The 22,932-nt window shown below is 57.2% G+C and carries 19 protein-coding genes and 1 tRNA gene; 7 read left to right on the top strand and 13 right to left on the bottom strand.

All coding sequences use genetic code 11. The annotated features are described in order from the left end of the window. Window positions 1-128: 128 nt before the first annotated feature. Window positions 129-617 carry an NYN domain-containing protein gene (locus L1F30_RS16795; protein ID WP_253357985.1) on the bottom strand — a complete coding sequence of 163 codons (489 nt, stop codon included), beginning with the start codon at window positions 615-617 and terminating at the stop codon, window positions 129-131. 59 nt (window positions 618-676) lie between these two features. On the opposite strand from L1F30_RS16795, the gene fumC reads away from it, so the two are divergent. The 6 genes from fumC to L1F30_RS16765 all read left to right on the top strand — a co-directional run bounded on the left by fumC (window position 677) and on the right by L1F30_RS16765 (window position 5,606). Continuing rightward, entirely contained in the window at window positions 677-2,107 is a 1,431-nt protein-coding gene (fumC, locus tag L1F30_RS16790) for a class II fumarate hydratase (protein WP_253357984.1), read from the top strand. An 85-nt stretch (window positions 2,108-2,192) separates the two neighbouring features. Then, window positions 2,193-2,804 carry an RNA methyltransferase gene (locus L1F30_RS16785; RefSeq protein ID WP_253357983.1) on the top strand — a complete coding sequence of 204 codons (612 nt, stop codon included), beginning with the start codon at window positions 2,193-2,195 and terminating at the stop codon, window positions 2,802-2,804. A gap of 57 nt (window positions 2,805-2,861) precedes the next feature. Next, window positions 2,862-3,896 (top strand): endonuclease/exonuclease/phosphatase family protein, encoded by a 1,035-nt coding sequence (locus L1F30_RS16780; RefSeq protein WP_253357982.1) that lies wholly within the window; start codon window positions 2,862-2,864, stop codon window positions 3,894-3,896. Window positions 3,897-3,967: 71 nt separating this feature from the next. Next, window positions 3,968-4,372, top strand: a complete 405-nt coding sequence (locus tag L1F30_RS16775) for a TM2 domain-containing protein (protein WP_253357981.1) — start codon at window positions 3,968-3,970, stop codon at window positions 4,370-4,372. Window positions 4,373-4,433: 61 nt separating this feature from the next. Further along, window positions 4,434-5,261, top strand: coding sequence for a DUF817 domain-containing protein (locus L1F30_RS16770; protein WP_253357980.1), 828 nt, complete (start codon window positions 4,434-4,436; stop codon window positions 5,259-5,261). A gap of 33 nt (window positions 5,262-5,294) precedes the next feature. Further along, on the top strand, window positions 5,295-5,606 hold the full coding sequence (locus L1F30_RS16765; RefSeq protein WP_253357979.1) for an antibiotic biosynthesis monooxygenase: 312 nt from the start codon (window positions 5,295-5,297) through the stop codon (window positions 5,604-5,606). A gap of 533 nt (window positions 5,607-6,139) precedes the next feature. Here the strand turns inward: L1F30_RS16765 and L1F30_RS16760 are convergent. Next, window positions 6,140-6,216 (bottom strand) — tRNA-Arg (locus L1F30_RS16760). A 682-nt stretch (window positions 6,217-6,898) separates the two neighbouring features. On the opposite strand from L1F30_RS16760, the gene L1F30_RS16755 reads away from it, so the two are divergent. Next, entirely contained in the window at window positions 6,899-7,258 is a 360-nt protein-coding gene (locus L1F30_RS16755; RefSeq protein ID WP_305879928.1) for a cytochrome c5 family protein, read from the top strand. A 75-nt stretch (window positions 7,259-7,333) separates the two neighbouring features. Here L1F30_RS16755 and L1F30_RS16750 read toward each other — a convergent pair whose 3' ends face one another. From L1F30_RS16750 to argH, 11 genes are all read right to left on the bottom strand, one after another. Then, window positions 7,334-7,630: a helix-turn-helix domain-containing protein gene (locus L1F30_RS16750; RefSeq protein WP_253357977.1), complete on the bottom strand. Its 297-nt coding sequence runs from the start codon at window positions 7,628-7,630 to the stop codon at window positions 7,334-7,336. A 2-nt stretch (window positions 7,631-7,632) separates the two neighbouring features. Next, the gene (locus L1F30_RS16745; protein ID WP_253357976.1) at window positions 7,633-8,364 is read right to left on the bottom strand and encodes an HAD family hydrolase; all 732 of its coding nucleotides are present in this window, start codon (window positions 8,362-8,364) and stop codon (window positions 7,633-7,635) included. A 102-nt stretch (window positions 8,365-8,466) separates the two neighbouring features. Beyond that, on the bottom strand, window positions 8,467-9,420 hold the full coding sequence (xerC, locus tag L1F30_RS16740) for a tyrosine recombinase XerC (protein WP_253357975.1): 954 nt from the start codon (window positions 9,418-9,420) through the stop codon (window positions 8,467-8,469). 6 nt (window positions 9,421-9,426) lie between these two features. Further along, on the bottom strand, window positions 9,427-10,098 hold the full coding sequence (locus tag L1F30_RS16735) for a DUF484 family protein (protein ID WP_253357974.1): 672 nt from the start codon (window positions 10,096-10,098) through the stop codon (window positions 9,427-9,429). 18 nt (window positions 10,099-10,116) lie between these two features. Then, window positions 10,117-10,947, bottom strand: a complete 831-nt coding sequence (gene dapF / locus L1F30_RS16730; RefSeq protein ID WP_253357973.1) for a diaminopimelate epimerase — start codon at window positions 10,945-10,947, stop codon at window positions 10,117-10,119. A 36-nt stretch (window positions 10,948-10,983) separates the two neighbouring features. Continuing rightward, window positions 10,984-12,231: a diaminopimelate decarboxylase gene (lysA, locus tag L1F30_RS16725; protein WP_253357972.1), complete on the bottom strand. Its 1,248-nt coding sequence runs from the start codon at window positions 12,229-12,231 to the stop codon at window positions 10,984-10,986. A gap of 3 nt (window positions 12,232-12,234) precedes the next feature. Then, a complete protein-coding gene (locus L1F30_RS16720) occupies window positions 12,235-12,363 on the bottom strand; it encodes a lipoprotein (RefSeq protein WP_253357971.1) in 129 nt (42 codons plus the stop codon). An 86-nt stretch (window positions 12,364-12,449) separates the two neighbouring features. After that, complete coding sequence (locus L1F30_RS16715) at window positions 12,450-15,194, bottom strand: class I adenylate cyclase (protein ID WP_253357970.1); 2,745 nt, start codon at window positions 15,192-15,194, stop codon at window positions 12,450-12,452. A 7-nt stretch (window positions 15,195-15,201) separates the two neighbouring features. Further along, window positions 15,202-17,829 carry a response regulator gene (locus tag L1F30_RS16710; protein WP_253357969.1) on the bottom strand — a complete coding sequence of 876 codons (2,628 nt, stop codon included), beginning with the start codon at window positions 17,827-17,829 and terminating at the stop codon, window positions 15,202-15,204. Window positions 17,830-17,972: 143 nt separating this feature from the next. Continuing rightward, window positions 17,973-21,446 (bottom strand): response regulator, encoded by a 3,474-nt coding sequence (locus L1F30_RS16705; RefSeq protein WP_253357968.1) that lies wholly within the window; start codon window positions 21,444-21,446, stop codon window positions 17,973-17,975. Between the two features lie 71 nt (window positions 21,447-21,517). Next, window positions 21,518-22,915 carry an argininosuccinate lyase gene (gene argH / locus L1F30_RS16700; RefSeq protein WP_253357967.1) on the bottom strand — a complete coding sequence of 466 codons (1,398 nt, stop codon included), beginning with the start codon at window positions 22,913-22,915 and terminating at the stop codon, window positions 21,518-21,520. Window positions 22,916-22,932 lie beyond the last annotated feature (17 nt).

The raw sequence follows: 22,932 nt of genomic DNA, 5'->3' as shown, positions 1-22,932 counted from the left end.
CTTTTGAGGGCCGTCCTCGGGCTGGGCCAGGCCTCAACTGCCTGATACAGCAACGCGGTGGCGCTGGGTACAGCGGCTAAAATTTGGCGACAAGCGCCATAATAACCAATTTTGAACGTGCGCCCCAACTAGCGCAGCAACGATGCCTCAATAGGGTGATAATGGCTTGCTACGTCTATCAAACTCTGGGCTGTGAGCCCCGGCACGCCGTATACCTCGGTGCGCACGCCGAAGCGCTCGCCCACGCGCGCCAGCAGCAGGTCGAAGTCGCCATCGCCCGAGAGCAGTACAATTTTATCCAGCCGGGGCGCGTACTCCAGCACATCAATGGTGATGCCCACATCCCAGTCGCCTTTGGCCGAGCCGTCGCTGCGTTGAATGAAAGGCTTTAATTTAACCGTAAACCCCAGGCTTCTAAGCGCTGTTTGGAATTTAAGCTGGCCTGCATCGCCGCGGTGTATGGCATAGGCAAAGGCCTGACAAATTTCGCCTTGCTCGCTAAGCTGTTGCCACAGTGCCCGGTAGTTGAACTGCCGCTGGTAGCGGTCGCGCGTGCAGTAGTAGATGTTTTGCACATCGGCGAAGATGCCAATGCGAGGCCTGAGAAGCGGTTCCATGGGGCTTACCCTTGGTGAGTGCGGGCACTATTGTATCAGTTCACACAGGAGTCACAGCAATGTCACATTGTGAGGAACCCGCAGGCGATGAGCCCGTGCGCTATGAACACGATACCCAGGGCCAGGTGGCTGTGCCCAAGCAGCGCTACTGGGGCGCACAAACCGAGCGCAGCCGCCATAACTTCGCCATTGGGCGGCCTGCCTCTATGCCAATGCCCATTATTTATGCCTATGCGCATATTAAAAAAGCAGCCGCGGCGGTAAACGCGGTGCTTGCCGGCCTGCCCCAGGAAAAGGCCGCCCTCATAGGGCGGGTGTGCGATGAAATTCTGGCGGGCACGCACGACGATGAATTTCCGCTGGTCATCTGGCAAACCGGCAGCGGCACACAAACCAATATGAACGTGAATGAAGTGATTGCCAATCGCGCGCAGATTCTGCATGGCGGCCAGCTGGACGATGCCGAGAAATTTCTGTCGCCCAATGATGATGTCAACAAAAGCCAAAGCAGTAACGATACCTTCCCCACGGCCATGCATATAGCCGCCTATACAGAAGTGCAGCAACAGCTGTTGCCGGCAATCAGTGGCCTGGTTAAATCATTTGACGCCAAAGCAAAGGCCTTTGATGGCACTGTTAAAATTGGCCGCACCCACTTGATGGACGCCACACCGCTCACCCTCGGCCAGGAATTCAGCGCCTATGTGGCGCAATTGCAATCGGCCAAGGCAGATATTGCCCAGGCCTTAAAGGGCGTGAGTGCGCTGGCCCTTGGCGGTACCGCGGTGGGTACCGGCCTCAATGCGCCCGCGGGTTTTGCCGAGCAGGTGGCCGCGCGCATTGCCGCGCAAACGGGCCTGCCCTTTGTGAGTGCCATTAACAAATTTGAAGCACTGGCCGCCCACGATGCGATGGTAGCGCTCAGCAGTAGCTGTAAACGGCTGGCGGTGGCGCTGATGAAAATTGCCAACGACATAAGGCTGCTTGCCAGTGGCCCGCGCTGTGGCATTGGTGAGATCAAGTTGCCGGCCAATGAGCCTGGCTCATCTATCATGCCGGGCAAGGTGAATCCCACCCAGGCGGAAGCCGTAACCATGGTGGCCGCCCAGGTGATGGGCAATGATGTGACAGTATCCATTGCGGGCAGCCACGGGCAGTTTCAGTTAAACGTGTACAAGCCCGTGATTGCTGCGGCGGTGTTGGAAAGCGTGCAACTCCTGGCCGATGCCTGTCGCAGTTTTGATGCCCATTGTGTGCAGGGCATAGAGGCCGATGAGGCGCGCATTGAACAGCACTTGTCGCAATCGTTGATGCTGGTGACTGCGTTGAATGTGCACATTGGCTATTACAAAGCTGCCGAAATTGCCAACAAAGCCCATGCCGAGGGCACAAGCCTGAAGGCTGCAGCCCAGGCCCTTGGCTATGTGAGCGCCCGGCAATTTGATGAATGGGTAAATCCCGCCAATATGGTGGGCAAACCGCAAAGTTGAGCCGTGCTGGGCCTTGGGTGCTCTGGCCGGTACAATCGCCCCTATGGCATAGCCCTTTACCTAATCATCTCAACAAGGCCACAGTGTGAGCGATAAACCCGGTAAAACCCCACCACTGCCGCAATCTGCAGCGCCGTCGCTCGCCTCACTTGGCAATGGGCAAGAGCCGCTGGCCGAGTTGCTGGCGGGTATGCGCGTTGCTATCGGCTTAACTAACCCCAAGAGCCCTGCCAATGTGGGAGCGGTGCTGCGCGCGGCCGGCTGCTACGGCGCCCAGGGTGTGTGTTATACCGGCGAGCGCTTTGCCCGCGCCGCGCGCTTTCATACCGACACCCAAGGTGCGAACCACCAGATTCCCTTACTGCAGGTAGAAACTTACAGCGCCCCCTTGCCCGCTGGCATGGCCAAGGTGTGTGTAGAGCTTGTAGAGGGCGCAACGCCATTGCCCGCCTTTGAACACCCGGAGTGTGCGCTCTATGTTTTTGGCCCGGAAGACGGCAGCCTGCGCCAGCAGCTGGTAGATAGCGCAGATGCCGTTGTGTACATGCCCACCCGTGGCTCTATGAATTTGGCTGCCTCTGTAAATGTGCTGCTTTATGATCGTGCGGCTAAAGCGTTTAATGCATCACCTGCCGATGAACGCGCGCAAATTCTTGCTGCGCGCGATGTGAATAATCGATTGCGGGTGAAATCTTAGTGTGAGCGTTGCGATTGTCGTGCAAGTGATTTTTATAACAACACCGGAGCCCGCTAAATGTGGACTGACCTGATGCCCTGGTTGGGTGTTGCAATTTTATTGGCAAGCCTGCTTCCCCTGTGGCATTTCGAGCACTGGCTGGTGCGCGGTTGGGATTTCCCGCGTTTTCAGGTGGCGCTTATCGCCTCGGTGTTTGTCTTGGTGCAGGGCCTTTGGGTGGGCGTAAATTCCTGGCTGGATGGCGTAGCCCTTGGCTGTGGTTTGGTGGCTGTGGTAATCCAGTGGTGGTGGGTGTTGCCCTACACGCCGTTATTTCCCGCAGAGGTTGCGCGCGCAACCCGTGAGGGGCCGGCCCTAAGCCTCATGACGTCTAACGTACTCATGACCAATCGCAATGCGGAAAAATTACTGGCCGAAGTGCGGCGGCTCAAGCCCGATATTCTGGTGACCCTGGAAACAGACAGCTGGTGGCAAACGCAGCTGAATGTTTTGCAAGCCGATTACCCCCACTGCATTACCTGCCCGCTGGATAATCTGTACGGCATGCACGTGTATTCACGCCTCGCGTTGGAAAACCCGGAAATCCACTTTCGCGTTGAGCCGGGTGTACCTTCAATGGAGGCCAGCGTAAATTTGCAGGGCCAGGCTGTGAAGCTGCACTTTTTGCACCCGGCGCCGCCCAGCCCCACAGAAAACGCCGAATCTACCGAGCGCGATGCAGAACTTGTGCGCATTGCCAGAATTGTGCAGCACAGCGACATACCGGTAATCGTAACAGGCGATCTAAATGATGTGGCCTGGTCTGCCACTACGCGGTTGTTTCGCAAAATCAGCGGCCTGCTAGACCCAAGGGTAGGGCGCGGCATGTTCAATACATACAATGCCAAAATCCCCTTTTTGCGCTGGCCGCTCGATCATATTTTTCACAGCCACGAGTTTGCGCTGGGCGACATACAGCGGCTGCGCCACATAGGTTCTGATCACTTTCCCATCTACACGCGTCTGGTGCTCAACCCCCGGGAAAACGATGAAGATGCAGGGCTTGAAGCAACGCCACAAGATCGTCGTTGGGCGAAGGAAAAAGTAGATTGACCGAAAGCACACTTGTGAGCGCCTGTTTCGGCTGCTAGCGTGGGCTTTTTCAACGCAACCAAGGATACGCAATGCAGCCAATCGCATCAGATTCCCACAGTAAGGTTATGGGTTATATTCTGTGGATATTCGGCTTTATGGGCGCCCACCGTTTTTACTACGGCAAACCCATTACCGGCACCCTGTACTTTTTTACCCTGGGCCTGTTTTTCATCGGCTGGATTATCGATTTATTTCTCATACCCGCCATGGATGCCGAGGCAGATAACCGCTACCCCGAAGGCCACACAAGCTACACGCTCAGCTGGATATTTCTCACCTTTTTAGGATTTTTTGGCGTGCATCGCTTTTACATGGGCAAGTGGATTACCGGCATCATTTGGTTCTTCACCGGCGGCCTGTTTTTATTGGGCTATTTGTATGACCTCTGGACGCTCAATGAACAGGTGTCGGAAGTTAATCGCGAGCCGCTGTAATTTAGGCATTAGTGCCCGGGGCTTTTGCTCCGATCGATTATTCGGCAACTAAGGAATGCGCGTGGCCAAACTTACCTCACAGCAGTTGGCGGCAGCCGTAAAAGAGCTTTGGTGGTTTGGCCTGAAACAAGCCTATGCCTGTGTGTTTGGCGGCTTTTTATTGTTGGTGATGATTGTTACGCACTACTGGTACCCCATCGAAAGCCTGCACCGCTACGATTTTATTTTCCTTGCAGCCATTGCCTTTCAGATTTTCCTGCTGGCCTTTAAGCTGGAAACCGCGCGCGAAGCACTGGTGATTGTGGTGTTTCACTTGCTGGCAACAGTAATGGAGCTGTTTAAAACCTCAGATGCCATCGGCTCCTGGCAATACCCTGAAGCCTATGTGTTCGGCATTGGCAATGTGCCCTTGTTTACCGGGTTTATGTACAGCGCCGTGGGCAGTTACATTGCCCGCGTATGGCGAATTTTCGATTTTCAATACACCCGCTACCCGAAGCGCAACCTTACGGTGATTTTGGTGGCGGGCATTTACCTTAATTTTTTTACCCACCATTTTATCTGGGACATGCGTTGGTTGCTTTTAGGTGCAACCTGCGGGCTATTTCTCCACACCCGTATTTATTTCAAAGTGATTCATGAGCACCGCCATATGCCACTGCTGCTGGGCTGGTTTTTGGTGGCGCTCTTTATTTGGTTCGCAGAAAATATCGCCACCTTCACCAACATCTGGCTATACCCCAATCAATCAGATTCCTGGCGCATGGTGCCCCTGGCCAAGCTCTCCTCCTGGTACTTGCTGATGCTGCTGAGCTTTGTGCTAGTCTCATTAGTTGCACGTAAAAATACAGCGGCTGACGGTGTGCCTGCGCTTGAACGCGGCGTTTAGCGCCGGCCCGCGCACGATCCAGGGGAAGTTATTATGAAATTTATTTTTGAAGTAACCGTGGCGCCCACTCACACCCCGGAAGACTACGCCCAGGCCTGGGTGCGTGCAAGCCAGCTGATTCAAACCTACCCGGGTGCCATGGGCACAGAACTGCACCGGAAAATTGGCGAGCCCAATAAACTCATCGCCATCGCCCACTGGCAAAGCAAAACCGATCGCGATGCCATGGAGGCCGACAACAATCCGGAAGTGAAAACCATCATTCAATCTGCCGCAGACTTTGTGTCGGTAAAGTTAATAGGTGAATTTGAAGAACCTGAGTGGGTTGTTAAGCCTGAGGGGTAGTTAGTTCATTGCTCGAAAATATATCTGTCGCCAAGTGCTTGGGTATGGCACTTAGCAGGCAATAAGCTGGATGTTTCGGGGTGTTGCCGACAGGACGTCGGCGACAAGCTACAGGGATGTATTTATGCGCCCCCGAAATGTTCAGGTTATTGGCTGCGGGTCTTGGTTGGATACTTTTTTGGATAAGTGCGTGGGTGCGTAATTGCAGAAGGGATTGACTCAGGGGCGTCCTGCCCCTGACCGCATCGCGGCGCGGTTGCGGTCCAAATCGTTCCTGACGATTTGTCGAACCCGGGGTTCGAACAAATGCCTTTGGCATTACCAATTAAAAAGCCCACATGCTAATTGAGGTAAATGGGTGTGGGCGTAATTGCAGAAGGGATTGACTCAGGGGCGTCCTGCCCCTGACCGCTTCGCGGCGCGGTTGCGGTCCAAATCGTTCCTGACGATTTGTCGAACCCGGGGTTCGAACAAATGCCTTTGGCATTACCAATTAAAAAGCCCACACGCTTTTGGCGTGTGGGCTTTTTAATTGGCGCACCCGAAGGGATTCGAACCCCAGACCTCTGCCTCCGGAGGGCAGCGCTCTATCCAGCTGAGCTACGGGTGCTTAAACTTTTTCGGTGTGAACCTGGAACAATTTCACACATTGTAATTCTGTACTGCTCAGCTAAACGGATAGACCGCTACGCGCTCCCCAACACTCAGGTGTTGGGGCCGGTCTGTCAGCATAGCTGCCAGCCGTTTCGCCGGGCGAAGCAGTGCTTCGCTGATTCCGGCTACACCCAGCTGAGCTACGGGTGCTTAAACTTTTTCGGTGTGAACCTGGAACAATTTCACACATTGTAATTCTGTACTGCTCAGCTAAACGGATAGACCGCTACGCGCTCCCCAGCACTCAGGTGTTGGGGCCGGTCTGTCAGCATAGCTGCCAGCCGTTTCGCCGGGCGAAGCAGTGCTTCGCTGGTTCCGGCTACACCCGGCTGATCGCAGCCCGGCTGAGCTACGGGTGCTTAAACTTTTTAGTGCGATACTGTGTCGCACAGGGTCGCTCACGGCTTTCGCTCTATACCTTACGCGCTAGGCGTTTCGGGCGGGCGTTAAGTGGGCGCATGATACGCATCTGGCTGGCGTTCGTCTATGGGGTTGTGGTTTCCGCCGGGCAGGCTTTGTGGCTATAATGCGGCCTTTCGGCCAGGTTTGGCTATTGGACTACAAGGGGATTTTCAGTGAGCCAGTTGAAGAAGGTATTCTGTCTGCTAGCGGCTGCCGGTTTGGGGTTGAGTGTATCCATGGTGACCTTGGCTGATCGTAGCCAGGAAATTGCAGATCGCATTGCGCCTGCGGGCAAGACCTGCCTTGCAGGCGATGACTGTGCAGCAGCACCCGTTGCTGCAGTGGCAGCTGGCCCGCGCACCGGTGTGCAGGTGTACGACACCAAGTGTGTAACCTGTCACGCTACCGGTGCTGCAGGTGCGCCAAAAATGGGTGATGCCGGCCAGTGGGCGCCACGCATAGGCAAAGGCATTGATACCCTGTACGCCAATGCCATCAACGGCATTAACGGCATGCCGGCCAAGGGTCTGTGTATGGATTGCTCTGATGATGAGATCAAGGCTGCGGTAGATCACATGGTAGCCAACTCGCAGTAAGCGAGCGCATGAAAAAAAGCCCGCTAAGCGCGGGCTTTTTTGTGCCTGTTAAAACCAGGTGGCGTGAAGCCGGGCTTAATTGTTCGGGTAGCCGAGGCTTGTGGCCAGGCGGCGGGCGTTGGCGGCCAGCCAGTTTGCATCTATGGGCCCCCAGTTGTGTACGCGGTAGTGGCCGGTTTTATTGGGGCCTTCAAACTGGCAGTGGATATCCAGCTCATGCAGCGCGTTGATGGTGTCTTGGGCGGTGCGCCTTGGCATGCCGGTGTGGGTGATGATGGCGGGCACGGTATTTACGCCCTGGCTGATCAAATGCGCCACGTACAGGCGCCGGTAAAAGCTCGACTGGGTTTTGCTGATGCCGGCGCTGCTCATGATTAGGCCGATTGCGCCTGCAGCGAGCCGCCGTTGAGCCCGCTAATGGCGCCTGCGAGATCTTTCAGCGTGTGCACAATGGCGTTGGGCGCCAGGTGGGTATGGGGCCAGGCTTTGCGCTTGGGGTTAAACCAGATGGTTTTGATGCCAAGGCTTGCGGCTGCGGCTATGTCGTCGTTCGGGCAATCGCCAATGTGCAGCATTTCTTCTGCGCTAACCGAGGCCATGGCCATGGCCAATTCAAAGGGCTCGGGGCTGGGTTTGGCGGTGCCTACGTCTTCGGCGCTTAAGTGGTAGCTGAATTGGTGCAGGCCCAGGCGCTTGGTGTTGGCATTGCCGTTGGTGATGGCCGCAAGCGTATAGTGCGGGGCCAGTTGATCCAGCGTGCTCAGGGCGTGATCAAAGTAGTTCACCTGGTGGCGCGCATCCATAAACACTTCCATGGCCATGTCGGCCAGCTCAATGGCCTGATTCAAGCAGTAGCCAGCTTCGATGAGCTTCATGCGCAGGCAGTCGCGGCGCACGCGGGTAATAAGGTGTCTGAATTCGGGGTGGTGTGCCCAGTAGTCCATTCGCGCCTGGCGCAATTGCTCGGGGCTAAAGCGGGCCACAAGCTTGGGGCAGAAGTTTTCCAGCCAGGCCTGCATGGCGGCTTCGGCTGCGTGGATGACGGGTTCAACATCCCACAGGGTGTTGTCTAAATCGAAGCTGATCAGTTTTATTGCGTGCGTCACGGTACACCTATGTGCTACCCGTGCGATTGTTGTTATTGAGGCGGGGCCTGGGGCCGAACGCAGGTGGTAGCACAGGTAGGGCCTGAGCCTAACACGCCCTACTTAAGACTGGCTAGGGTCTATATCCGCATTTTCTGTGCGGTCTTTGGCGTTGCTGTGTTTTTGCTGGGCGCGCGGGTGGGCCTGGTCGTACACCTTGGCCAGGTGCTGGAAATCCAGGTGGGTATAAATTTGCGTGGTGCTGATATTGGCGTGCCCCAGAAGCTCCTGCACGGCCCGTAAATCGCTGGAAGATTCAAGCATATGGCTGGCAAAGGAGTGGCGCAGCATGTGCGGGTGCAGGGGTTTATCGAGCCCCATGTAGGTGCTGTAGTGGGCAAACAACTGCTGGATGCGGCGGTGGCTGATGCGGGTGCCCTGCCGGCTGACAAACAGCGCCGGTTCTTGGGGTTTGGCGAAATCGGCGCGTACTTGTAGCCATTGTTTCAGCGCTCGCAGGGCCATGCGCCCCACAGGTAGCACACGGGTTTTCTCGCCCTTGCCCGTTACCCGCACCGAGGCATCGGCCAAATCCAGGTCTGCCAGATTGAGGCCTGCAAGTTCTGCCAAGCGCAGGCCCGAGGAGTAGGTAAGTTCCAGTAGCGCACGGTCGCGCGGGCTGTATTCGGTGTCGTCCGGGAAGCTTAGCAGCTGGCCCACTTCGTCTACATCCAGGGTGTGGGGCAGGCGTTTTTCAACCTTGGGGGCGGAAAGGCCTGCGGCCGGATTATTGGCAAGCCAGCCTTTGCGCACGCCGTAATCGAAGAAGCTTCTAAGTGCCGATAACCAGCGCCTGAGGCTCTTGCCCGCAAGGCCCGCCCTGTGTTGCTGGGCCAGGGCCTGGCGCAGGTGGTGCACGTTAAGCTGGGGCAGCGTGAGCTGCTGGCCTGCACACCAGTGCTGCAGCTTGGCCAGGTCGCGCCCGTAGGCGGCCAAGGTGTGTGGCGAAAGGTTTCGCTCGCCTTTGAGGTACGCCAAAAAGCGCGCGATCTCGGCGCTAAAGGGCAGCTCGGCCACGGCCGATCAGCGCTCCAGCTGGTAGGGCAGGGTGCGGTTTAAAATTTCGGCAATGTAGCCCAAAAACAGGGTGCCCATACTGGAGCGGTAGTAGTTGGCGTCGCGATTGCCCACAGCCAGCAGCCCGAAGCAGGTGCCGTGAATGAGTGGAACCACCGCCGCCGAGCCCACAAGCGGGGCCTGCTCGCCAAAAATGTAGGCCTTTTCTTCGTTGCCCAGCTGGCCGCACATGGCCTTTTGTGACTTCAGAAACTTGGCCAGCGGCGTTTTGGCATCGGTGAGGGTTACACAGCGCGCCTGGCCCAGTTTGCCGGGGATTGGGCGAAACAGCACCAGCCGGGTGAAGTGAATCTGGAAGTCTTTTTCGAAGCTGTAATAGAGCGTGTTTACGGTGTCTTCGGCCTTGCGGCCTTCAAGCACGGCCAGTACCAGGCGCTTGGTTTTATCAAACAGTTTGTCGTTATCGCGGGCGTTGTCGAGCAGTTTGCTCAGGCGGTGGCGCATGTCCATGTTGCGTTCGCGCAGCACGGCCACTTGGCGCTCTACCAACGAGATGGCGTTGCCGCTGTCGTGCGGTAGCTGCATGTCGGCCAGCAAATCCGGGTGCTGTTCAAAAAAATCCGGGTGCTCGGCGAGATAGGCGGCGACTTCTGCGTCGGTGACGGTGTGCTCAGCCACAATAACAATCCTTGCTAATTATATTTTTACCTGCCCGTGAAAGACGTGAGCGGTGGGGCCTGTCATCAGTACCGGATGGCCATTGCCTGCCCACTCAACAACCAGCGAGCCGCCCGGCAGGTTCACAGTTACCCTCGAGTCTAACAGGTCGCGCAAGCGGCCCGCTACTACTGCCGCGCAAGCGCCGGTGCCGCAGGCGAGCGTTTCGCCGGCGCCGCGTTCGTGCACGCGCAAATTAATTTCCGTGCGCGAGCACACTTGCATAAAGCCCACGTTCACGCGGTTGGGGAAGTTGGGGTGGTGTTCGATTTTCGGACCCAGGCTCGCCACCGGGGCATCGTTTGTGCTGGGTACTGTTAATACCGCGTGCGGGTTGCCCATGCTAACGGCACCTATGTCATAGGTTTGGCCGTCTACCACAAGTGGGTAGTGGGTGGCTTGGCTTGGGGCGTTAAAGGGAATCTCTTGGGGTGCCAGCACGGGCTCGCCCATGTCTACCTGCACCTGGTCGCCCTGGGTAACGCGCAATTCCAAAATACCGCTGGCGGTTTGCACTTTGATTATGCTTTTGCCGGTGAGCTTGCGCTCGCGCACAAAGTTGGCAAAGCAGCGCGCGCCGTTGCCACAGTTTTCTACTTCGCTGCCATCGGCATTGTAAATGCGGTAGCGGAAGTCTACGTCCGGGTTGGTGGGCTCTTCAACAATCAATACCTGATCGCAACCCACGCCAAAGCGGCGATCGGAAATCTTGCGAACCTTATCGGCATTGAGTCTGACTTTTTGGCTGATGGCATCGATCATGACGAAGTCGTTGCCAATGCCGTGCATTTTACTGAAACGCAGGCGCATCTAGGGTCCTAAACGCGCAGCCTTGTGCGCGTACTATCAAGTGGGTAACAGGCTTTCACCAAGGGTCAGGTCAGCCAGGCTCTCGCGTGCGCGCACCAGGTGGGCGCGATCACCGTCAACAATAATCTCGGCGGCACGGGGGCGGCTGTTGTAATTGGAACTCATGGTAAAGCCATAGGCACCTGTGGACATTACTGCGATCAGGTCGCCGGCTGCAAGTGCCAGTGCGCGGTCTTTGGCAAGAAAGTCGCCGGTTTCGCACACCGGGCCCACCAGATCCCAGGTTTTGGGGGCTTCTTCGCGCAGGCTAATGGGCTGCACGTCTTGCCAGGCCTGGTAGAGGGCGGGGCGAATGTTGTCGTTCATGGCGGCATCTATTACCGCAAAGTTTTTGTGCTCAGTGGGCTTTAAAAACAGGACTTCGCTCAACAGCACGCCGGCGTTGGCGCAAATGGAGCGGCCCGGTTCCATCACGAGCGCCAGCGCGCGCGTGCCGAGCTTTTCTTTTACTGCGTGCACCAGGTCTGCCACCGGGGGCGGGGTTTCATCTTTGTAGGTAACGCCCAGGCCGCCACCGATATCGAGGTGGTGTAATTTAATGCCTTGGGCTGCCAGCTCATCTATCAATAGCAGCAGCCGGTCAAGTGCATCCAGAAAGGGCGGCAACTGGGTGAGCTGCGAGCCGATGTGGCAATCTACCCCAACTATGGTGATGCCCGGCAGGCTGGCGGCGCGCGCATACACGGCGGGTGCCCGCTCAATGGCAATGCCGAATTTGTTTTCTTTCAGGCCGGTAGAAATATAGGGGTGGGTTTGGGCGTCTACATCCGGGTTCACCCGCAGGGAGATGTGCGCGGTGGTGCCCATTTGATCGGCAACCTGGCTTAACAGCTCAAGCTCGGCCTCCGATTCCACGTTAAAGCAGTGCACGCCCACTTCCAATGCCTTGCGCAGGGCGCTGGCGGTTTTACCCACGCCGGAAAACACAATGCGCTCGGGCTTGCCGCCGGCCAGTAACACCCGCTCCAGCTCCCCTTCAGACACTATGTCGAAGCCCGCGCCCAAATCTGCCAGTAAACCCAGCACGCCCAGGTTGGAGTTGGCCTTTACCGCAAAGCACACCATGCCCGGGTGATCACCCAAGGCGCTGGCATAGGCGCTATAGGCCTCGGTAATTGCCGCGCGGCTGTAGACGTAAGTGGGGGTGCCAAACTGGCGTGCGATGTCTGCAAGCGGCACAGCTTCTGCGTGCAGCTGGCCGGCTACGCGGGGAAAGTACGACATGGATTATTGACCTGGTTGCTCGTTGGCGGGCTGTTCATCGGCGGGCGCAGCTTCTGGCAATACCAGTGGCCCGGTTTGGCCGCAGCTGGCAAGCAGCAGGGCAGTTAACAGCGTAAAAACAGCCTTGTTCATGGTGAGACCTTCAAAAGTGGGGCGCAAGTATACCGTTAGGATACCCATCCTCTCAATAACGGGTAGCGCCTGCTTGCGCGCAAGGTTTATAGCGCAAGCAATGCATCATGCAGGGCCTGCTCCAGGCGAATTTTAACCCGAAAATAATGGCTGGTTTGCAGCCCGTTAAATTGCATAAGGGTATTTGCGGTGGCCGATAAATCGAGATCGGTCAGGTAGCAGGGGTAGCGTTGGCCCGATTGCCGCTTGGCCATCAAGGCGCGGGCCACGGTGGTGAGCAAGGGCTCGGTATCTGGCCCGTGAATGGGCTCGCCGTTGAGTGAGGCGCTCATAGCCCAGCTGTTCACCGGTGTATCAAAATCCATTTCAAGCACGGCAAATTGCAGGCTGAGCATGGCCACGCGGGCCATATCGCTGGTGATCAAGCGCTGCTCTGCGTACAACTGGCCACTTTGGCGCCGGCGCATCTCGAAAAAATTCACCGGGAAAATACCAAACAGCGAATCGTCACACACCTGCGGGTTGCGCTGCAGGCTCGCGCGAATGAACCTGTGCAGCGGCCGCAAGAGCCTGTCTTCTGAAAAAAATGGCTGCTCAAAGCGCACGAGGCTTGCGCGCTCGTCGATCAGAAAAATTTCCGCCACTTCCTGATGCAGCCGGTAAAAAACCCTAATGGCAGGCCGCATGCCGGTGCTGCCTATGAGCGAGAGTACTTCTTCATAGGGCGCACCAGGCCCAAGTGCCATGCAGTGCAACTGATGCCGGCAGGCCAGCGGCAGCGCCAAGCTTGGCCAGCCGCTCTCAATATTCTCGAATGTTGAAAGCGCCCACTGGGCTTGCTGTTGAACCAAAATCCATTGGCTCTGGAAGTGGGCCAGCAGACGTTGCGGCGGCTGGTGCGTTTGCGCGTACTGAATGGCTTCAATCAAGCGGTGTAATTGCTGCAGCAATACCCGTGGCGTTTGGCCGTGTAAGTCTTCAACCTTGACGGTGCAATTTTCTGGCAGTGGCTGGGTAAAAAGCGCCAAGGCTTGTTTAAGGTTTGCCCCAAAGTGCTGCAGCCGCACTTCGCCCCAACTGTTAACGCTAAACAGTGCGTAGTGTGCGCTGCTGGTTGTTGCTGCCTGTGCGGGATCATTCACCAGCATGCATACCAGGCGCGGTGTGGGCGGGCGGGTGAAGTCGTTGTGATCGGGGCTTAAACAGTTTGCGTAGTCTAGCCGCTCGAGCACAGTCACCAGGCGTTTGTAGTCTGCCTCTTGGTAGTGGCCGGTGGGTGTAAAGCTTACCCTTGTGCCCCGCCCGATAATCCGGTTAACCAAACACCAACAAATGATGGCTGAAACAAACCGGTTACTGGCAATGGGGGTGCGGCTTTTTTCCCATGAACTGTTGGTTAAAAATAGCGACCACAGGCCCTGGTTGAACTCAAACAGTAAAAAGTCGGCGCGGATATTCTTGCTGATGCCCGGGTTGATGAATTCTATTTTTCCGGCGCTGCGCTCAAAGGCTGCGTGCAGTTTGCGCCCGAGTATGGAGATTTCCTGGGTGTTGAGATCGAGCGCCTGCTGGGTTGAGCGCGCCTGGGTTAGCAGCTGTCGGTAGCTTGCCGTAAGCTCGTTCACCAAGCGCTTGCGTTCGGCCATCACCTGTTGTGCGTTCCAGTTGTCTGCGCGGTCTAGGTGATCAAAATCGTAGGCCGCCCACTGCCAGGATTGCAGTGCTTCCAGTAACGGCTGGTTGGCTTTTTCGGCTGATGCCTGGTTTGCCATAAGCAAACTGAAACTTGCGCCCACTTTAAAGTAAAAGCACTGGCGCATCAGCTCCAGCCGCTCATATTCGCGGCGGTGACTGAAATAATCGGAGAGTTCTTCCAGCAGTAACAGGTAGGGGTCGAGCGTGGCCGCGCTGGTGATGCCTGCATACACCAACAGTTTCATTTTGTCGGCCAGGGTGAGCACCTGCGGGTAGCGGCTGAGGTACACTTCCAGCATCAAGAGTTTCAGTAGCGATTTATAGGGCGAGTGAATGGATTTATACAACTGCCACACAGCGGCTGATACAAACTCGGCCGCCGGCACGTCGCCCACCGGCCCGAAGTCCAGCCATTCGCTGGGCCGTAAAAATCCTTTCTCGGTAATAATTGCCTTGGTTGCCTCGTAGGCCGTGCGTTTGGTGTCGCCAATAAACCACCACAACGGCAACCTGCCCACCAGTAAAATGGCCGAGCGGTAAAATTCATCCAATAGTAAAAAGTGCTGCACACTGCCGCTGGATTCGCTCGACAACCGGCTGTGCTCGCCCGCGTAAAAGGCGTCCGGTTGCATGAGAAAAAAGTGCCACTCAAGCCCCAGGCCCTTGGCCCAGCTTGCAATGGCGTTGCATTTTTTTTGCAACAACTCCACAGCCTCGCCAGTCAGCTCTTCGCTGTAACAAAGCCAGAAATCCATATCGCTTTTGCTGCTTTGGGCCACAGTGCCCACGCTGCCCATCACGTAGAGAGCCAGCAGTGGCATCTTGCGGTTGGGGTTGGCTTGCGAGCGGAAGCCGCGGGCCATTTGGCGCAACAGTTGCTGTTGGCCTGCGGTAGGGGTGAAGTTGGCAAAGCCTGCAGGGCTGATTTTCGAGAGATACCCGGGCAGGCGCGGGTGGTTGTAGTGCAGTAACAGTGGCAGTGCATCCAGTGCTTGTTGCTGGCGCTCGCCGAGCTGCTGTTTGGCAAGGCTTAATCTGTGGCTGTTTAACGCCAAAAAGCGCGCGCGTATTTGAGCGATGGTGTCGCGATCGACGGCCAGCGGCAGCGGTTTGCTGGTGAGCTTTTCAGCGCGCATTGAGCATTTATTGCGTCTGCTGCAAATCGGGTGCGATCACTCCGGCCAGGGTGCGATACAGCAGCGCCGGTTTGATGGGTTTGGTGAGATAGGCATTCATGCCCGCATCCAGGCAGCGTTTGCGGTCGCCGCGCATGGCGTGGGCGGTGAGTGCAACAATGGGGATGTCGTGGCAGTGGTGGCCTGCGCGGATGCGGCGGGTGGCATCGTAGCCGTCTACCTCGGGCATTTCCATGTCCATCAAAATACAGGCGAATGTGTGTGAGGGGTGTTGGTAAAGCAGATCTATGGCTTCCTGGCCATTATTTGCCACCGTTACCTTTACGTTCATTTTTTTCAGTATGCCAATGGCCACCTTTTGATTAACGATGTTGTCTTCTGCTAATAGCAGGTGCGTGCCGTCTAGCGCTTCTTTTAATTGCTCATCGGCAATCGGGTTGGTTTCCGTGCGGAAGGCCTGCTCGCCGAATACTTCGGCAATGGCGTCAAACAGGTGGGACTGGCTTACGGGTTTGGTAATGAAGTTTTCTATTTCGCATTTTCGCTCTTGCAGCACTTCATCGCGCTGAAAGGACGATACAAGAATAATCGCCGGAATATGGGTAAGGCCGCATTGGTTCTTTATTTTATGGGTGGCTGTTAGCCCGTCTTCCTCTGGCATTTTGTAATCCATCAGCACCAGTTCGAAGTAGCCGTCGGTTATGCTGTCTGCCTCTTTTAGAATGTTGTAGGCCTCTTGCGCGCTGCTGGCAACGGACACCTTTAAATCCAGATGCAGGGCTAGATTGGTGAGGATTTGGCGCGCGGCTTTGTTGTCGTCTACCACCAGCGTGCGCAGCGCCCGCAACTGCTTGCCCCGGTCGCGCAGCGGAGCGGCACCAATCTGGCTGGGCCCGAAGCGTGCGTTAAACTGCAGGCTGCTACCTTTTTGGGGTGTGCTCTTTACATTTAATTGGCCGTGCATTAATTCGATTAAATGCTTGCTTACCGTAAGGCCCAGGCCCGAGCCGCCAAAGCGGCGGCGGCTGGAGCCGTCTATTTGCATGAACGGCGTGAACAGCTCGCCGAGCTGCTCTCTGCTCATGCCGATGCCTGAATCTTTAACGGTAAATTGTAATTCAACAAATTCCGGGCATTGGGTAAGGGGGCTTACGTTAACGTAAATCTCACCTTGCGGGCTAAATTTTATGGCGTTGTCTATCAAGTTGCCGAGCGCTTGTTGCAGGCGCAGCGCATCGCCTTTTAAAAATTGCGGCGTCTCGGGTGCGATGTGGAAAAATAACTCCAGGCCTTTTTGCTCCGCCTTGGCTGAAAATTGCTGCGAAATTTTGTTCATGCACTGGTATAAATCGAAATGATTTTGCTCCAACACAATGGTGCCCGTTTCGATTTTTGAAAAATCCAGTATTTCGTTAATCAGGCTCAGCAGGCCGCTGGCGGCGATATCGATATTGGTTAGAAATTCGCTTTGCTCGCGCGACAGAGCGGTATCTTTTAGCAGGTGGCCCATGCCAATGATGGCGTTGAGCGGTGTGCGAATTTCATGGCTCATGCGCGTAAGAAATTCGCTCTTGGACTGGCTGGCTGAATCGGCCAGGGTTTTGGCAATGGTGAGTTCTTCTTGCACCACTTTGAATTTGGATATGTCGGCGTTTACACCCACCAGACGCGTGGGTTGCTGCTGCTCATCGAAGTGGGTGAATTTGGCGCGCACAAAACACCAGATGGTGTGGCCATCTCTGTGTAAGAAGCGCACTTCGCGCGCGCGCAAGGGCTCGCGGTTGTGGCGGGTTTTTCGCACCGCCTGTTCGAAGTGTTCAAACCAGGGGCGTTCATCCGGGTGCAGCAGGCGGGTTACCTGATCGCGGTGGTTAGCGAGCTCGCCCGGCTGGTAGCCCAGCATGCGGTAGAAGCCATCGCTGAAATACATTTCATGGGTGGTGAGATCCCACTCCCAGATGCCATCGCGCGTGGCGGCCATGGCATCTTCAAAGCGCTGCTGGCTCACGCTTAGGGCGTGCAGCGATTGCTGTCGGCTGAGCGCCATGCTGAGCACCGCGCCAAAGGTTTCGGCTACGTGTATGTCTGTGTCGCTCCAGTGGCGTGGGTGGTGGCGTTGGGTAAGGGCCAGAAAGCTGTGCAGTTCGCCGTGCTGCAATACAGGCACCATCAGGTAGGCCTGAATATCCAGCTGCTCGGCCATGGTTTTCGATTCAAGTGTGGAGTAGCCGGTGGCGCTGAGGTTGTGGTCTATGCCGATTTTGCCCTGGCGCATTTGGCTATAGGCGTTGGGCATGTGCTGTAAATTGAAGTGGGCGAATACGCGCGTGTCTTGCGCTGAGGGGTGGCGCTGCCAGATGAGCTGCCAGTGCAGTTGCTGCCCTTGAACCCGCGCTAGCAGGCAGTCGTCGAGATGCAGAAATTCGCCGAGCTTGGCGAGCGATTGTTCAAGGGCTTCGGGTTCGTCGTGGTTGAATATTTCAGTGACCGCCTGGCGCAGCCAGGCCTCTGCTTCGGCGAGATCGCCAAGGCGGGGGTTGGGGGGTGCGCGGCGCGCGGCGAGCCTGGCCTCTAGCTCCGCAATGCGGGCCTCGGCGCGCGCGAGTGGGTCTTGCGGCTTGGGTGGCTTTTCCATGCAGTACCTGTTTCGCCTTAAATTTTACGCTCTGCGCGTTCACCTAAAATTCAACGCCCATGTTGCTTTGGGTGAACCTTGCCTGGGTTTAAGGGCGTGCCCAGGTGCATGCTCTTGAACCGGTTAGCGGCCTGTCAGACTGTTCAGTTTAGACCACTATTGGTGGGCTTGGCGGCAGGTTTGGCGAGCATGTCGGCCAGGGCCTGGTAGAGCTTTTGGGGCTTGATGGGCTTGTGTACAAAGGCATCCATACCGGCTTGCAGGCACTTGTCTTGGTCAGACTTCATGGCGTGGGCGGTCATGGCGACAATGGGCAGGGCGGCGAATTCTGCGCGCGCGCGAATAAAGCGGGTGGCCTGGTAGCCGTCTACCAAGGGCATTTCCACATCCATGAGCACCATTGCGTAGTGATCGGGGCCCTTGGCCAGCAAGGTATCTATGGCTTCCTGGCCGTTATTGGCGATGTCGCAATGCACCTGCTGGCGCTTGAGCAGGCCCTGGGCCACCTTCTGGTTAACCGGGTTGTCTTCCACCAGCAATACCAGCAAGCCGTGCAGCTCGGGCCAGCTATCGGTGGCCGCACTTTGCGCTTGCTTGGCCGGGTTAGGCTTTAGGATGTTTTTAATGACGTGCTGCAGGCGCGACTGGGTAACAGGCTTGCAGATGTAGCCATCTATCAGCTGTTCGGTTGCTGGCGTGAGCACCTCGTCTTTGTGGCTGGCGCTTACCATGATGATCAGTGGCAGTTTGGCGCCGGCGCGTGCGCGAATGGCGGCGCTGGCTTGCAGGCCGTCCATGCCGGGCATGTCGTAATCCATCAGCACCAGGTCGTAGCGGGTGTGCCCGCTTTCGATGGCCGCCACAGCTTCTTGGCCCGAGGCCAGGCAATGGGTGTCTAGCTTGAGCGCGCGGGCGGTGGCGCTGATCACTTCGCGGGCGGTGGCGTTGTCGTCTACCACCAGCGTGCACAGCTCGCCAAGCGGGGTTGAATCAGGCTGCGCCTGCTGGCAGCGATCGAGGTTGACGGTGAGTGTAAAACAGCTACCCACACCCGGCGTGCTTGTGATTTCAATGTGCCCGCCCATGAGCTTGGCCAGCCGCTGTGAAATAGATAACCCAAGGCCCGTGCCGCCAAAGCGCCGGGTGGTGGATCCGTCGGCCTGGGTAAAGGGGTTAAACAGCTGCGACTGTTGTTCGGGGCTGATGCCGATGCCGGTGTCTGATACCGCAAGGGTTATGGTTAGCCGGTCTTCACTCTGGTCTGCCAGAGCCGCTCTCACCAGCACGTGCCCGCGCTGGGTAAACTTGATGGCGTTGCTGGTGAGGTTGGTGAGAATCTGGCCCAGCCGCAGGGCATCGCCCAGCACCAGATCGGGAATGGCCGGGTCTGGCTGGAACAGCAACTCAATGCCCTTTTCCGCCGCGCGCAGGCTCAGGAGTTTGTCTTGCTGGTCGAACAGGGTTTCAAATCTGAACGGGGTTTTCTCAAGGCTCAGTTTGCCGGCTTCGATTTTCGAGAAATCCAGCACTTCGTTGATGATGTGTAACAGCGAATTGGAGGCTTGATCTATGTGCTCTATGTAGTTGCGCTGGGTTTCATCAAGCTCGGTATCCCGGGCCAGGTGCGCCATGCCGATGATGGCGTTCATAGGGGTGCGGATTTCGTGGCTCATCCGCGCCAGAAATTCGGTTTTGGCCACGTTGGCATCATCGGCTTGCTGGCGCGCAGCTTCGAGCGCTTCTTGTTGTTTCACGATGCGGGTGTGGTTGCTGATCACCGCCAGAATGCGTTTTATTTTGCCCTCGGCGCTGCGCTCTACACAGCGCGCGCGGCCATACACCCAGAGGGTTTTACCTGTTTTGTGCAGCCAGCGCAGCTGGCCTTCTTCAAAGGGGATGCGGTTGTCTTTGAGTTTGGCGAATTCGGCGGCCATGCGCCCGTGATCGCTGGGGTGCACCATGGCGCGCAGGGTGGCGCCGGTGCTCGGCAGCTCGCCGGGCTCATAGCCTGCCATGCGGTACAGACCAGGGCTTATGTACACCTCGTCTGTGTCTAAATCCCACTCCCAAATGCCGTCTTCGGTGGTTTCCATGGCGTCGCGAAAGCGCTGTTCGCTGCGCAGCAGGCGCTCGGTGAGTTTGTTGCGCACATAGCGGCTGCCTATGGCATCGGCCACGGTAGTGGCAAAGCGCTTGTCGCTGGCGCTCCAGCGCTTGGCCTCGGCAACGCGTTCTATCACTAAAAAGGCGTTGAATTGCCGAATGGCGTGCAGCGGTACAATCATCACCGATTGCGCCCGGTCCTCTGCGGGAATGGTTGAGCGGTGCGCCTCGCCCACGCGATCAACGGCCAGCAGGGTGTCGCCGGTGAGGTAGGCCAAGGGGTGCTGGCGGTGCTGGACGAGCACCGGCTCGGCGCTGGCAACACCCTCTTGGTGCCATTGGTAGCGCAGGTAGAGGGCGTTGGTATCCGGGTGGCGGTAACACACGAAGCCACGTTCGGCCTGCAGCAGCTCGCACAGTGATTGCACGGCGTTGTTAAAGCTCTCTTTCAGGGTGTGGGCATCGCCGTGTACGTCTACCACCAGGCGCGCTAATTGCGATTCCATTTGCCGGATGCGCCGACGCTCGGTTTTGGCGTTCTGCTCTTCATCGATGTTCACAAAACAGCTTACCAGCCGTTCTACCCGGCCCTGCTCATTGGTGCGGATGATGCTTGAGCGCTGGTGGTACCAGTGCACCTGCTGCTTGGCGTCCAGCACCCGGTAGCTCACGCTGTGGGGCTCGCCGGTGCGGATTGAGTGGTTCACCTTTTGGGTTACCAGGCCTTGATCTTCGGGGTGTATATGGGCAAAGGCATCTATTTGGGTGCCGCGCGGGTAGCCCAGCATGTCGGCGCAATTGGCAGAGAAGGTCATCTGCCCGGTTTGGCGCTCCCACACTGTGTAGCCCACCTGGGCGGAATCCAACACCGATTGCAGTACATCGGCGTGCACCAGTTGCGAATTTAACAGTGTTTGCTGCGCCAAGTGGCTGAAGGCGATTTTGGTGAAATCTTCCATCAACTTGATTTGTGCAGCCCCCCACCGGTAGCGGGCTTTACTGAGCCCGTAGGTGCCAATGCCAATCAGCCCGCGGGCATTGAAATGGGGCACCACTACCAAGGCTTCGATGTCGTGGCGCTTGAGGGTGTCTTGGTCTTCACGTGCTTCGGGAGGCAGTTCATCGCGGTGGTAAATCACCACGGTTTGCTTTTGCCGCGCCTTTTGAAAAATCCAGGGGTAGCGCAGGCCGGGGGCACCGGCATCGGTGTTGGTTGGGTCTCTGGGGGGAAAGCCCTGGGCGTAGCTGAAGCTTTTTTCGCCTGGGTGATAGTCAAACAGGGTTTGAAAATCGATATCCAGCTGCAGGTTCAGTGCCGCCATGGCTTGGTGAATTTCGTCGCTGGCCTCGGGCCGTGCAAGGCGCGCGGCCCAGTGCTCGAAGAATTTTTCATGATTGCGCAGGCCCGAGAGGGCTGCGTTTTTTTGCTCAAGCGCTGCCGCAAGCTCCCGGTTTTCAGCCTTCAGGAGCTCGATGGTGGCAAGCAGGTCGGCAGTGGATTTGTCGGCTGTCATGGCGGCACGCTGCAGCAAATGCAGCTCAAGTATAGGCAGGGGGGCGCAGGCTTGCCCCCGGATCTGCCTACTTAGCCGCGCTGGGCGAGCAGCTTGCCAGCGCGCTCGCAGGCGGCGCGCACTTGGGCCGGTGCCGTGCCGCCAATGTGATCGCGCGCGGCCACCGAGCCCTCGAGGGTGAGTACATCGAACACATCTTGCCCGATGGTATCGCTGAATTGGTTCAGCTCTTCCAGGCTCATTTCAGAAAGATCCTTGCCCTGCTCAATGCCGTAGGCCACGCTCTTACCCACAATTTCGTGGGCGTCGCGGAAGGCCACGCCCTTGCGCACAAGATAGTCGGCAAGATCGGTTGCGGTGGAAAACCCGCGCTTGGCGGCTTCCAGCATTTCGGCCTTGCGCGGTTCTATGGCGGGCACCATGTCGGCGAAGGCGCGCAGGCAATCCTTTACGGTGTCGATGGCGTCGAACAGGGGTTCTTTGTCTTCCTGGTTGTCTTTGTTGTAGGCCAGCGGCTGGGATTTCATAAGCGTGAGCAGTGAAATCAGGTGGCCGTTCACGCGCCCGGTTTTACCGCGCACAAGTTCTGGCACATCGGGGTTTTTCTTTTGCGGCATGATGGAGCTGCCGGTGCAAAAGCGATCGGGCAGGTTGATGAAGTTGAACTGCGCGCTGGTCCACAGCACCAGCTCTTCACTGGCGCGCGACAGGTGCGTCATCAGCAGGGCGCTGAAGGCGCAGAATTCAATGGCGAAATCCCGGTCGGATACGGAATCCAGCGAGTTTTCCGTGGGGGCTTCAAAGCCCAGCAACTCGGCGGTACGTGCGCGGTTGATGGGGTAGGTGGTACCGGCAAGGGCGGCGGCGCCTAGGGGCGATTGATTTACGCGCTTGCGGCAATCCATCAGGCGGCTGTAGTCGCGCTGGAGCATTTCGTTCCAAGCCATCAAATGGTGGCCAAAGGTCACCGGCTGCGCTGTTTGCAGGTGGGTAAAACCGGGCATGATGGTATCGGCGTGGCGCGCAGCCAAGCCCACCAGGCCCTGTTGCAGGCGGGTGAGTTCCCGGGCAATGGCGTCGATTTCGTCGCGCAAATACAGGCGGATGTCGGTGGCCACTTGATCGTTGCGCGAGCGGCCCGTATGAAGTTTCTTGCCGGTGATGCCAATGCGCTCGGTGAGCGCGGCTTCAATGTTCATGTGCACATCTTCAAGGCGCACCGACCAGCCGAATTCGCCCGCTTTGATTTCCGCGCGAATGGCCTCCAGGCCCTCGATGATCTGGTCGCGCTCGGCATCGGTCAGCACACCCACCTCGGCCAGCATGGTGGCGTGGGCAATGGAGCCATTGATGTCGTGGTGGTACAGGCGTTGGTCAAAGTTAACCGAGGCCGTAAAGCGCTCTACGAAGGCGTCGGTGGCTTCACTGAAGCGTCCGCCCCAGGGTTTTATGCTGCTGTCTTGACTCATGAGTGTGCCTGTTGAAT

The sequence above is a fragment of the Simiduia sp. 21SJ11W-1 genome, assembly GCF_024138675.1.
Lineage (GTDB): Bacteria > Pseudomonadota > Gammaproteobacteria > Pseudomonadales > Cellvibrionaceae > Simiduia.
This window is presented reverse-complemented; position numbering and strand designations above follow the sequence as displayed.

Excerpts from the sequence above, each read along its gene's own strand:
- L1F30_RS16795 (WP_253357985.1), bottom strand. The coding sequence starts at position 617 with ATGGAACCGCTTCTCAGGCCTCGCATTGGCATCTTCGCCGATGTGCAA.
- fumC (WP_253357984.1), top strand. The coding sequence starts at position 677 with ATGTCACATTGTGAGGAACCCGCAGGCGATGAGCCCGTGCGCTATGAA.
- L1F30_RS16780 (WP_253357982.1), top strand. The coding sequence starts at position 2,862 with ATGTGGACTGACCTGATGCCCTGGTTGGGTGTTGCAATTTTATTGGCA.
- L1F30_RS16775 (WP_253357981.1), top strand. The coding sequence starts at position 3,968 with ATGCAGCCAATCGCATCAGATTCCCACAGTAAGGTTATGGGTTATATT.
- L1F30_RS16765 (WP_253357979.1), top strand. The coding sequence starts at position 5,295 with ATGAAATTTATTTTTGAAGTAACCGTGGCGCCCACTCACACCCCGGAA.
- L1F30_RS16755 (WP_305879928.1), top strand. The coding sequence starts at position 6,899 with ATGGTGACCTTGGCTGATCGTAGCCAGGAAATTGCAGATCGCATTGCG.
- L1F30_RS16750 (WP_253357977.1), bottom strand. The coding sequence starts at position 7,630 with ATGAGCAGCGCCGGCATCAGCAAAACCCAGTCGAGCTTTTACCGGCGC.
- dapF (WP_253357973.1), bottom strand. The coding sequence starts at position 10,947 with ATGCGCCTGCGTTTCAGTAAAATGCACGGCATTGGCAACGACTTCGTC.
- lysA (WP_253357972.1), bottom strand. The coding sequence starts at position 12,231 with ATGTCGTACTTTCCCCGCGTAGCCGGCCAGCTGCACGCAGAAGCTGTG.
- L1F30_RS16720 (WP_253357971.1), bottom strand. The coding sequence starts at position 12,363 with ATGAACAAGGCTGTTTTTACGCTGTTAACTGCCCTGCTGCTTGCCAGC.
- L1F30_RS16715 (WP_253357970.1), bottom strand. The coding sequence starts at position 15,194 with ATGCGCGCTGAAAAGCTCACCAGCAAACCGCTGCCGCTGGCCGTCGAT.
- L1F30_RS16710 (WP_253357969.1), bottom strand. The coding sequence starts at position 17,829 with ATGGAAAAGCCACCCAAGCCGCAAGACCCACTCGCGCGCGCCGAGGCC.
- L1F30_RS16705 (WP_253357968.1), bottom strand. The coding sequence starts at position 21,446 with ATGACAGCCGACAAATCCACTGCCGACCTGCTTGCCACCATCGAGCTC.
- argH (WP_253357967.1), bottom strand. The coding sequence starts at position 22,915 with ATGAGTCAAGACAGCAGCATAAAACCCTGGGGCGGACGCTTCAGTGAA.